Origin of the sequence: Blautia luti, assembly GCF_013304735.1 — a bacterium.
GTDB lineage: Bacteria > Bacillota > Clostridia > Lachnospirales > Lachnospiraceae > Blautia_A.
In genome coordinates this window covers 1-12,034 of record NZ_JAAITI010000058.1, presented here as the reverse complement: position 1 = coordinate 12,034, position 12,034 = coordinate 1, and the positions used below count along the sequence as shown (strand labels likewise).

Sequence of the window (12,034 nt, the reverse complement as noted above, 5' to 3'; positions counted from 1 at the left end):
CTAAAGATCTTCCCTCCCCCTGCATAGCAGGGGGTTTATTTTTACTGTCACACAAAAACAGCACCGGACAACTTTTTGTTATCCAGTGCCCATAATCTTAAAAAGCGGTTTTATGCTGGCTGTCAGCCGCGACATCCTTCCGAACGTCTAAAATGTCGCCGGTATCATTAAGTCCCCGGCGCGGACTCACCGTATCTCCCTGGTGTGGGCGTAATACCCTTCCGAGTATCAAATAGTCCCAGTAATTACCCTGCCCGGGCACAGTACAGCTTTTACGTGCCGCTACACGAAACCTTTTGGTTTAACTATATTATATGCGATACCCTAAGAAATATCAATAGTTTCTGGCAAAATCGATTGGCTGTATTTTATTGTACCCCATTACTTACCACTGTCTATGATTTCCAGGCCCTCAGGACAGATCAATCAAAAATCATATTCTCTGTCCCATCAGGTTTTAAAAATACTGTTTTCGAAATTCCATTGCATTCCAGCGTTACTTTCTGCTCACGGGAAGAACAGAGGCGAACCCTGTGTATCCTGCCCTCTCTCCATTCAAAATCAACTGTGATGTCACCCTGTGCCTTCATTCCCCGACTTTTCCGTCTTTCCACTCATCCGGAAGTGCCGGAAGCAACAGGAAATGCCCTTTCCTGCTCTGGATAAGCATCTCTGCAACTGCAGCTGCAAAGCCAAAATTCCCATCGATCTGGAACGGAGGGTGTGCACACAACATGTTGGGATAAATGCCGCCTCCCACACAGGAGATATTTTCCTCCCTGGTATAACGGAGCTGGTTTGATCGAGTAGGAGACGGCTTTTGCCGCCGACCTCTCACACCACCGGACATGCGGTTCCGCATCCGGCGGTTCAGTTAACTTGACATCTCGCTTTACAAAGATATTCCTCGGCTGAGAGTAAACCAAATTTCTTCAAACGTGCATTTGACATCGCATAACAAACAGTTTTTGTACGGCACACTCGGGCATATCCATGAAATCCCGCCGCACACCTTGCATTCTTTTTACTAATACCCAGTTTTACCAAATTTTTATATCTGGTTTTTGGATTTTTCCAGTGTTTCCATATGCACATCCTGAATCTATACCTGATTACTGTATCAAGTTTTCGGCTTACTGTAAGAATTGAGCCAATTTTAAAGTAATTAATCCATCCTCTTACTACCTCTGCTATCTTTTTCGCTTTGTATGAATTACTCACGCTCCACTTGCGGCTCGTAAGTTTCCTGACTTTCTTCTTTACTTTATCCAATGACTTTTTCGGAACTTTCATCCTATATTTCTTTTCCTAAAATTGATAATAAAAAGCAAATCCCAGATATTTTGCTTTTGTCGTACTATCATTATACTTTTTTATTATAAAAAAATACATAAACAACATTCGCCAAAACATGCACAAAATGTTATACTTTTACATAATAGCCAACTATTTTTTAACAATATTTTGTAGAATCGTAAAATTGCATAATTCATATTGTTGTATTTTGTGCAATATGACAAGGAAGACATTACTTGTATACATTATCAGCATACTATCACAAATCCAGGGTTGATTTTATGGATAAAAAACATCCCCTGTTTATTGGAAGCTGCGGTACTTATCATCTATACACCGTAGAAAAGCTTCCTACCCACCGCCCGAAAGACCGGCTTGATTATCAGCTTCTTTACATCGCATCCGGACGGGCACATTTTATTTTGATGGAAAACCTACTGTTGTAGAAGCCGGCAATATGGTACTCTACCGTCCACGTGAGGAACAACGCTATTATTATGGAGCGGATCAGACCGAAGTTTACTGGGTTCACTTTACTGGAAATAATGTAAAGAACTTTCTAAGAAGATATGGGATTGCCGACGATACCCGCATTATTTATACCGGTATCTCCATTGAGTACAAAAATCTATTTATGTCTATGATCGAGGAACTGAATCTGCAGCGAATTGATTACGAGGAGATGCTGATAAATTATTTCATGATTCTCCTGATCAGCCTCCATAGAATAGCACTGCAAAAGCCACGTAAAAAGAACCTTCAGAACATGAACGATATGGAACAGGCTGCACAGTACTTTCGGATGCATTATAATAAACCTATAAGTATTGAGGACTATGCTGTTTCCCACAATATGAGTATCAGCTGGTTCATCCAGAACTTCCGTCAGTATGCCAATACTACATCTGCTCAATACGTGCAGTCTCTGAGGCTTACCAATGCAAAAATGCTTCTGGAAACGACCAATTATAATATCACAGAAATAGCCAACCTGGTCGGGTACGAAAATCCATTATATTTCAGCCGATTTTTCCGAAAACAGTGTGGCATGTCCCCTTCACAGTTCCGCAAGCAGCTGGTGCTGAATGCAGAAAACTGTCCAAAATAAAACCAACCAAAAACGCTGGGAGCAATTCTCAGCGTTTTTGATTGGTTTTAAATATTACGATACTTTTTTACCTTAGAATTAATGGACATAAAGCCTGTTTCAGGATGTCGCGGATAAATATTCTTATACCTGTAAGTACTCAGCACGATCCCCATGAGTCCATAAGAAATTATAATACAGCTTCCTCCGGCTGAAAAAAACGGAAGAAATGTTATTGATTGCGGAAATACGCCAAGATTCTCAAGGACATTTATCAAAAAACTGATGAGAAATACAATTCCGCACCCGCATCCCATCATCATACCCAGCTGATTTTTCTGTCGCAACGCAGTGTTAAAGATTGCAAAAATCAGAACCGCAAGAACACAGCACAAAAGTATAGCTGCAATTATTCCATATACAGATGACAGATAGGTCAGAATATAATCCGCGTTAAATGCTGGCAGGATTCCCGTTACATCTGATTTGCTTTTCCCGATCAGCTTATTCTGTCTCCAAAGTGAATGCAACATTTTTGTGAGATAGTCTGTTTCGCTACCACTGGAAAACATCGCCTGTATGCGCGCAATTTGATATTCCGCCAGCCTGTTTCTCAGGTACATACCCAGGAAAGCTGCTATGGGCGCGGTCAAAAACACAGCCCAGATTCCACAGATAGTTCTTTTCTTTCTGACAGTAAACCAGTCCTTTTTGATTGCGATCGTCAACATAGTCAGCATAGTTACCAGCATCACACAAGCTGTCCTGAGTGCCGGCAGGCTGTAAACTAATATTACTGGAGCAATCAGCCATAAGATTGCTCTTATCAGTCCCTTATATCCCCACCCATGATATTTATATAAAATTGCTCCATATATGGGGACATAAAACAGCATCAGTTTTTGTACATCCATGCCTCTTCTGCCTCCTGGCAGTGATATAAAAATCCTTGCTCCGTTTACCTGGCCTCCTTCCAATATAACCAGCAAACAGACGGACAATAAAACAGCTGCAATTATTTTTGAAAATTTTGCCAGTACGGTATAGTCCAGCAGATACAAAATCATCATGACAGCCAGCCCGATCATAACATGAAACACATATCTGTCAGAACCGGCTGCCGCATTCTCACTGGCTTTTCCGGAAATCCCTGCATGTATCAGAACACCTGCAATGCTGATAAATATAATCATTCCCAAAAGTTTCCATGCAGCCTGAGGTCTGTGGATACTGTCAAGGGAGATTCCTGTTTCCACAGGATCCCCCATGTCTCTGACGGCTTCCTTCTCTGCCTGTTCATGATCCATGCCTGCCTTCATGTTTTCCGCAATCTGATCCTCCATATGATCCTGCAGTTCCTGTTTTATGTATGGTCTGGCTTTTGTGCAGCGAATCTGTTCCAGCAATAATTTCAGATATTCATCCATAACTCACACCTCCAGTATAAGCACATTGGTCACTGCTGCAGAATACTCTTTCCATTCCTCTATTTTCTTTTCCAGGAATCCTCTTCCCTGTCTGGTAAGGCTATAATACTTTCTGGTCTTTCCAGCTACATCCTGTTCATATACTGTCAGGAGTCCTTTCTCTTCCAGGCTGTGCAGCAATGGATAAAGAGTTCCTGCCTTCAGCTCAAATACATTCTGAGATTTTTGCCTCAGTGTGTCGATCATCTCATATCCATACATATCCTTTTCAGACAAAAGTTTCATTACAAGCATTGCCATACTTCCTGAAACCAGCGCTCTTTCAATAGCCATCTGGCCCACCCCCTTCTTAGAATAAGTTATATATCGACGTTCTATATATCGGTTGTCTATATAATAGATTATTTTACGTTATTTGTCAATATATCAATAAGATTTATCAAAAATTTTATATTTTATATCTAATTTTTGATTATCCGCATAGATACTATACTTTCACGTATTTTGAAGTATAGAAAAACTATAGAAAATCATTCATTATACCACGATTTGCATTGTAGAACAAATGTTTTTTTATTTTGCAATTCATCTCCTACCTGTAGAGGAAGGAGAATTCTTGCTATATATTCTGTTAAATACCTTACGGCTGGACATGCTCTACGGAAAAGACTTCCTTGCAATCCTCCCAATGCGTATTGTAAAGAACTTGATCATGTGGCCAACTGATTACATATATTTGAAAATATATAATCTTAGTGATATCAAATAAAAAACGCGAATATTCCAGTGCTTAATAAGCCACTGATATTCGCGTTTCTTATTATCCTAACCACTTGAAAGATGGATAGTATCTTACAATAGCTTTCCCCACAAGCTGGTCAAATCGCACGAATTTGTTTTTCCATGAACGTGAATCCTTCGAATCATTCCGGTTGTCACCAAGCATGAAATAACTGTTTTCCGGAACTGTATATGGACCATAACTTCCGATCATTTTCTCCGGAATGAAAGAGTCATCCAATGGAGTGGGTGAACCATCAATGTAAACTTTCCCATCCTTAATTTCCACTACCTCTCCCGGCAGTCCGATCACTCTTTTGATAAAAAGACGGCTTTCATCATCTGGGTATTTGAATATTACAATATCAAATCGCTCCGGGTCCTTGAACTTTTCAGAAATTTCATAACCGAACAGATTAAGATTAATTCCATACGCAAGCCGAAAGCCGAAAAGGCGGTCTTTCACCATAAGTGTTTTTTCCATGGAGGGTGAAGGGATTTTTGCGTTAATCAAAACAACATTATTGATAACCAGAGTAATTGCCACTACTATTACAATCAATTTCACATAGCCTAACAGTTCACGCCAGATTTTCATGCTCTCCACCTCACCGTTCTTCATTATTCATATATCTGAACAATCTTTTGTCATATTTTGCTTCCCGGTACCAGCCAATTCCGATCATGACCACGCCTAATACAATGGTAACCGTTCTGACCATTGTATCAGCTGAAAACAGGCAGGAAATTACAATTCCAGTTCCTGCACCTGTAAAAAAGTCAATAACAGACTTTTCCCGTTTCAATGATCCAAGCACTCTTTCTTTATCCATGGTTTTTACCATTTTGACATCTTCCTTTATTAAGACATCGAGAGAAATATCAAAACGGTTGCTGATGTCTATGAGAATCTGCAGATCCGGATAGCTCTTTTCATTTTCCCAATTAGACACAGTCTGTCTGGTAACATGAAATATTTTTCCAAATTCCTCCTGGGTCAGTCCCTTTTCTTTTCGTATTTTTAGTATCTGCGTTCCAATATTCATATTGCTCTGCTCCTGTTCTTCCAATCGGTTTTGCTTTCTCACTTGGATTATATAAAAATTTCTGCCAAATGAAAAGCAATTTACCTTTTACAGCGAAAAAACAGGTATGCAAAGCTTCTTTGACATGGGATTTTTGAAAACAGATTCACGTTTCTCTACTTAATCTGAATCCTTATTTTATCCCCGACAGGTGTCCAGCCGGATTCTGCAGTGATTTCACCTGTAGCTCCATCATAATATGCGCTTTCTTCGGTTCCGTAATCTTCATCCGTTTTATCTGCTGCGTCGGTATTTTCTTTCTGGTCTGTATCGTCTTGAAGCCTTACTTCTGTGGGAGCATCTGCCCCTCCGATAATTTGAGTTTCAACCTGATCCTCTGCATCTGACGGATTTTCTCCCTCCAAAGTATCCTCTGGAACTTCTTCTACCTCTTCTGTAGTCTCACCAATTTCTACAAAATCGTCATCACCCCAGACAGTGTCTGCAGCAGCCATGTAAGGTTCTCTGGTATAAAGCTGTAATTCCAGATAATCGCTGTCAATATCCGGGAGCAAAAGAACCGGACCGTCAGAATCCAGCTGATACATGCCCCAGAAACTGGTTTTAAAACTCCATTGAGTTTTACCATCTGCTGCCGAATTACTGCGCAGTTCATACTGTACCTGATTTCCTTTACTGTCTGTCCCCATAAGCATCATCTCATTACCATTATACAGCTTTTCCTCAAGTTCTTCCGGAATTTCTGCCTTAATTATACTTTGCAGTTTATTCATGGAAAAGTCTGTTAATTTTACGGTTCCTTCTTCTGTTTTAACAGAAACATCTTCCAGCTTTTTATGAACTGTCTGTTTCATAAGCTCCTCATGGGGAATAGAAAAATCAAACTCAAACTCTGCGAAATAATCTTCGCCAAGATTTTCATTTTGATAGGCACCGAGTACCAAATGTACTTCTGGATTTTCTCCCAAATCACCATCAAGGGAAAACCGGGATTCCAGAACAGCATCATAGACATTTTCATCCAGTCCAGTATTTAGCAAATCTTCGTCCGAATATGGCAGAAGGTGTCCGCTTTCGTATTCTTCAATTTTCTGTCCATTTATTGTAGTTTTCTGATAATCAATGTCAAGCTGTGTATTGGCAAAGGTCCAGTCATCCTGGACATCATCCGTGTCCTTTTGCCCGGAAGATGTTTTTTCTGCATGCACCTTTGTTAACAGAACCCCATTATCCAGAACAACTTCTTTTAATGTTACAGTAATTCCTTTGTCTTCCTTAGAGGTATTCAACACTTCCGTATAAGATTCAATGCCTTTTGGGAAACCAAGGGTTTCTCCTATGGACAATGTAATATTTTTTATTGCAGCCTGGATATGTGGATTAGAAAAGATAACAGAACCCAAGGTGACGATCACACAGGCAGCTGCTGCTTTGCTCCACCCTTTTGGTCTCCGGTTTTCCTTTTTTTCACTCCATTCCCGCTCTGCTTCCTCTATATATTTCGGATCAATATTACCAAATTCTTTTGAAAAATCAAACTTTTTCATATGCGTCCTCCTTCTTTTTCCAACAGTTTCAACAGCTTTTTCCGGTTTCTGTATAAATTCATTTTCACGCTTCCCGCTGACATATGATGCCTTTTGGATATTGCAGAAACAGGATCTAAAAACCAGTATCTTCGTACAAAAATATTTCTGTCCTTTGGAGACATTTCTTCCAAAAAACGATTTATGGTTTCCATCAGTTCTTTTTCCGCCAGCTGTTCTTCCACGGTATAAGTTACATTTAGCTGCTCCATTTCCTCCATAACATCTGCCATATGAACATCCGGGCGCTTGCCTGCAAACTTTTTCCTTAAGCAGTCAATACTAAGATTTCTTGTAATCCGACCGCAAAAGTGTGCCAATACAGGAGGATGCGTAGGTGGAATCTGTGACCATACTGAAAACCAGGTATCATTCAGACATTCCTCGGCATCTTCTCTATTCGCCAATAAATTCCAGGCAATCTTGTAGCAATAGGGATGATACTTAGTACTCAATTCTATAATTCCATTCTCATCTCTTTTCAAAAACAGGTTTATAATTTCATCATCATTCATTTACAGGTTGTCCTCCGGGTTTCTTTAAGATAAAAGTCACTGTCCATAATCTGACCAGCAACAGATAAGGCGCCTTTTTGAATAAAAAAATTTCCATTCATATTATATATCGTAAAAAATAGTGGATGGTAACAAAAAAATTTAATTTTTTTCAGTTGAGATCCAAACTACAGTTTTGGTTTTCAGAAGATTACCTTTTAGAGGTAAAAATAATGAAAAGCAGCCGATATTCTCATTTTATAAATCATGAGATACCGGCTGCAACTGCTGTTATAAAATATTTAGTCCAATAAAACTCCCTCTATTTGTATTTTTTAGAAAAGATTTGCACGTCTAACTCATCACTGAAATAACGAGAATGCGACGCACAATTATTCAAGTCGTTGAGTCACTCTTGAAAGTAAAACCGTATTACACTTGTAAAAAAGGTCTGCCGCTTCTGCACTCAGATTTTTTAGCAAGTGTAATATTCTACATATTCCTGAACTCTCCTTATGGAGTAACATATCACTGATATGGACAAACAGATACCTTTCGACGATCAATCAGTCTATTAATTGTTTTTAGTAGCAACATCAAATTGAATCAATTTCTTTATATAACTTTATTAATTGCTTAAGCAAATTTTCATATTCTTTTATTGTCTCATCCGAGTCAGACTCTTTTACTATATCCTTGTCATTTCGTAGATTAGAAATTTCAAATGGGTATTGGTTCAATAATTTGATTGTTTCTTTGCAATTTGGGATTAATTGATTTCTTTTATTATATGGAATCACATTTATGCGCTCTCTTAAATTATGCCGCAGATTGTATGCAAGCCAGTCTGCCGTATCAAAAAAAGCACGATACTCATGTCCATATGCTTTCTCAAGGTTTCCTTTGATATAAGAATAGTAATCGTATCCTTCCGGCACTTTTTTGGTTGTGCTTGCAAAAATCCTTACAATATGATCATATGCATCCCGGTGCTCTTTTAATGGCTGAATCAATGCATCCCCATTTTCTGATATTTCTTCGGCTGTAAGTAGATAAATTTTGGTTTTTTGATGTAATTGATATATCTTTTTCCACAACATCCCAATCTCATCGTTTTGCATCAGATTAAAAACATTTTGTTCAGCCATTTAAAATACCCCGCTATTGAATTAATGAATTTTTAACTTTGACTCCTTTTCCCTCATTACCAGAAACGATTTTTCATCTAGAATACGGTCACCAAAAATCCGCCAGGATCCACGTCGCTTTATTCGGTACGCTTTAATAGTGGAGATTTGTCCGTTTTCACAGTTTCTTGAAAAATTTTTCCTATATTTAAAAGTTTCTACTATCCCCCATAGAGTTCCTGCAACTATAAAAAAAAGAAGTACTGCTACAGCTTCAATCATAAATATTCTCCTTATCATCCCAGTTGCATGCATCGTCACAATCGGACTGCATCCCAAGGTCTTTTGGTTCGATCACATTTCTTACACTACTACCTGCACTATATTTTTCTCTTCTGTAAATTATGCTAAGATGAACAAATATTTCTCTGTAAAGTAACAAAAGAATAAATCCAACAAATATACAGGATAGTAATATAACTCCTTTCCTAGATGCCACAGATTGCAATTGTGGATTTCCAAGGAAGCAAACTGCTGAAATTGCGCTTCCTGATTTGCCTTTCCATTTAAGAACAATGAGTCGAAAGCATCCAAAACCGTAAGATCTTTCAGATTTCCATCCACATACTCCTTAAACTCTTCCTCCAATAATCCGAAAGTTTCTATACAAACAAATAGAGTTTTATCATAAAAGTCCCAAATACCATTGTCAACGGATTTTTCGTATATTTATATTTTTACCGTCTCATAACCAACTCTCTCACTTCGAACATGTAGCAAAAAATCTATCATACCAGATAAGGAATGTCAAAACTGTCCAGATTTTACGGCTGTTATCTGCCTTTTTCTCTTTGTGCTCTTTCAGAAGTAAAAGAAGCTTATCTGTATGAAAAAACTCTTCTGCTTCTTTCGAGGTAAATAACTCCTTTACCCTCTGATACCAGTCATCCTGCCGCAGCCACACACGGATTGGAATTGGAAAACCAAGTTTCCTACGTTCATCGGTTTCCTGTGGAAGAAATTCTGAAACAGCTTTACGGAAAATATATTTGGTTGTACCCGCTGCAATCTTGGCTTCTTTCGGAAGCTTTGCTGCAAAGTCAAAAACTTCTTTATCCAGAAATGGTACCCTGACTTCCAATGAATGTGCCATGCTCATTTTATCTGCTTTCTGTAAAATATCGCCAGGAAGCCAGTATCTCAGATCTACAGACTGCATTTTTTCCATGTCTCGAAGTGATCCTCTGTTTTCTGACTCAAGTTCTTTAAAAAATGGTCTTAAATATTCCTGTGTGGAAGGTCCTGTTACTTTATTTTTCAAAATCTGCGCTTTCTCTTTTTCACGGTAAATATATGCATTTCCGATGAAACGTTCTTCCACTTTCATTCCTGCACGGATAAGGAAATCTCGTCCCTTCACATCCGGCAGCTTTGCAGCCAGTTTTCCAATTACACGTCTGACACCAAATGGAATCCAGGCAATTTTTTTCAATGATTCCGGTTCTCTGTAAATATTATATCCACCGAAAAGCTCGTCTGCTCCTTCTCCGGAAAGAACAACCTTGACATGACCTGCAGCCTCTTTTGAGAGAAAGTAGAGTGCAACGGCAGAAGCATCAGCAAGGGGCTCATCCATATGATACATAACATCTGGAAGGGCATCCCAGAATTCCTGCTTGGATATGATTTTCACATGGTGTTTTAAACCAGCTTTTTCTGCCACTTTGGCAGCTTTGTTTACTTCACTATATCGGTCTCCCTCATCGAATCCCACTGTAAATGCCTGATCTGCACCAGAGGAAGAAGCCAGATAACCGGAATCCACTCCCCCGGATAAAAACGCGCCGACTTCCACATCACTTAACATATGGTGCTCCACTGAATCCTTTAAATTCTCTGCAAGCTGATTCCGCAGCTGCTCCATATTCGTCTTACGGTCCCATTGGCCTGGTGCAAGCTTTGTTTTGAAATAAGTCTTTATCTCATAGTTTCCGTTTTTATATAAAAGCATATGACCTGGCATAAGCTTATAAATCCCCCTGAAAAAAGTTTCTTCCAGAGGGGAATATTGAAATGACAAATACTGCTCCAGTGCCTTCTGATTTACTTTCCTTTCATAGCCTGGAAATGCAAGGATACTCTTAATTTCAGAAGCAAATACAAAGTGTCCATCTATTTCGGCATAGTACACAGGCTTAATTCCAAAAAAATCCCTTGCAAGCATCAAACTCTGCTCCTGTTCATTCCATACAGCAAACCCAAACATTCCCCTGAGCTTATCCAGTGCCTTCTCCCCATACTGCTGAATAGTATTTATCAGAACCTCCGTGTCAGAATGAGTACAGAAAGAAATGCCGAAAGCCTCAAGTTCTGCCCGCAGTTCCTTATAATTATAGATTTCTCCATTAAAAACAATATGAAGGTTTCCGTCCGCACTTTCCATAGGCTGCTGCCCATCTTCTAAATCAATAATACTAAGTCTTCGAAAGCCCAGCGTGATCTTCTCCCTGCAAAAAGAGCCCTCACTATCCGGGCCCCTATGCTAAATGGCCTTCATCATCCTTTCAATTACTGTCTTCTGATCCTGTCTGTAACCTGTAAATCCACAGATTCCGCACATTTTATCCTCCGTATCTATTTGATGTAGTTTATACGCTGCAGCAACTCTTTTACCACAATTGAATCCCACATAGTCACATCGTAATCATAGTGGTCTGTGAGTCTGCGCTTCAGCTTGTGTTCTCCCTATTTTTCTACAGATGTAGAAATCTTTTCTAATTTTACATCTGTAGAATCAAAAAGTCAATCTTATTTTCTACAATTGCAGAATCTATGTCATATATTTGATTACCCGTCATGACATACCTCAATGACTCAGTTCTTACAGATTTTCAAACGGTGTGAATGCCTCACTGCTGATAAAATGAAAAGCCGGAAAAACGGTCTTTTGTTACAGAGCCATTTTTCCGACTGTATGGTTACCTATTTTCTCATTATCTAATTATGGGAGGATTTTTCTGTATCACCGAAAAAACTATTATTCCCGCACTTCAAGCCACTGGTCAATGTTCCCAAAATGTATCGCCTGCAGGTTATCTACATCAACCAGTTGCGGGAAGCTGTTTCTGATGATCATGACACCATTTTCCTTATCCTGTTTTTCTCCACCGCCAGCGATGCCTCCCATGGTC

General features: G+C 39.2%; 11 protein-coding genes and 2 pseudogenes. 1 reads left to right on the top strand and 12 read right to left on the bottom strand.

Annotated features, from left to right (window positions below):
* Positions 1–422: 422 nt before the first annotated feature.
* The 3 genes from G5B06_RS19865 to G5B06_RS19860 form a co-directional block, all read right to left on the bottom strand.
* Complete coding sequence (locus G5B06_RS19865; RefSeq protein ID WP_005423089.1) at positions 423–590, bottom strand: hypothetical protein; 168 nt, start codon at positions 588–590, stop codon at positions 423–425.
* Entirely contained in the window at positions 587–760 is a 174-nt protein-coding gene (locus tag G5B06_RS19125; RefSeq protein WP_227235000.1) for a glycosyl hydrolase family 95 catalytic domain-containing protein, read from the bottom strand. Before G5B06_RS19125 ends, G5B06_RS19865 begins: the two co-directional genes overlap by 4 nt.
* Before the next feature lie 110 nt (positions 761–870).
* The gene (locus G5B06_RS19860; protein WP_005423092.1) at positions 871–1,293 is read right to left on the bottom strand and encodes a group II intron maturase-specific domain-containing protein; all 423 of its coding nucleotides are present in this window, start codon (positions 1,291–1,293) and stop codon (positions 871–873) included.
* Positions 1,294–1,532: 239 nt separating this feature from the next.
* Here G5B06_RS19860 and G5B06_RS17735 point away from each other — a divergent pair.
* Positions 1,533–2,404: pseudogene (locus tag G5B06_RS17735) on the top strand (helix-turn-helix domain-containing protein).
* Between the two features lie 47 nt (positions 2,405–2,451).
* Here the strand turns inward: G5B06_RS17735 and G5B06_RS17730 are convergent.
* The 9 genes and pseudogenes from G5B06_RS17730 to asnB all read right to left on the bottom strand — a co-directional run bounded on the left by G5B06_RS17730 (position 2,452) and on the right by asnB (position 11,463).
* The gene (locus G5B06_RS17730) at positions 2,452–3,810 is read right to left on the bottom strand and encodes an FtsW/RodA/SpoVE family cell cycle protein (protein ID WP_118071922.1); all 1,359 of its coding nucleotides are present in this window, start codon (positions 3,808–3,810) and stop codon (positions 2,452–2,454) included.
* Positions 3,811–3,813: 3 nt separating this feature from the next.
* Positions 3,814–4,143, bottom strand: coding sequence for a PadR family transcriptional regulator (locus G5B06_RS17725; protein ID WP_055066334.1), 330 nt, complete (start codon positions 4,141–4,143; stop codon positions 3,814–3,816).
* Positions 4,144–4,630: 487 nt separating this feature from the next.
* Positions 4,631–5,188, bottom strand: a complete 558-nt coding sequence (lepB, locus tag G5B06_RS17720; RefSeq protein ID WP_055066335.1) for a signal peptidase I — start codon at positions 5,186–5,188, stop codon at positions 4,631–4,633.
* 10 nt (positions 5,189–5,198) lie between these two features.
* The gene (locus G5B06_RS17715) at positions 5,199–5,636 is read right to left on the bottom strand and encodes a helix-turn-helix transcriptional regulator (RefSeq protein ID WP_070100277.1); all 438 of its coding nucleotides are present in this window, start codon (positions 5,634–5,636) and stop codon (positions 5,199–5,201) included.
* Between the two features lie 155 nt (positions 5,637–5,791).
* The gene (locus tag G5B06_RS17710) at positions 5,792–7,183 is read right to left on the bottom strand and encodes a DUF4179 domain-containing protein (protein WP_118071921.1); all 1,392 of its coding nucleotides are present in this window, start codon (positions 7,181–7,183) and stop codon (positions 5,792–5,794) included.
* Complete coding sequence (locus tag G5B06_RS17705) at positions 7,180–7,737, bottom strand: RNA polymerase sigma factor (protein ID WP_059085740.1); 558 nt, start codon at positions 7,735–7,737, stop codon at positions 7,180–7,182. The genes G5B06_RS17710 and G5B06_RS17705 overlap by 4 nt, the downstream gene beginning before the upstream one ends.
* A 575-nt stretch (positions 7,738–8,312) precedes the next feature.
* Entirely contained in the window at positions 8,313–8,864 is a 552-nt protein-coding gene (locus G5B06_RS17700; protein ID WP_118071920.1) for a hypothetical protein, read from the bottom strand.
* Positions 8,865–8,885: 21 nt separating this feature from the next.
* Positions 8,886–9,125, bottom strand: a complete 240-nt coding sequence (locus tag G5B06_RS17695) for a hypothetical protein (protein WP_005423104.1) — start codon at positions 9,123–9,125, stop codon at positions 8,886–8,888.
* Positions 9,126–9,603: 478 nt separating this feature from the next.
* Positions 9,604–11,463: pseudogene (gene asnB, locus G5B06_RS17690) on the bottom strand (asparagine synthase (glutamine-hydrolyzing)).
* Positions 11,464–12,034 lie beyond the last annotated feature (571 nt).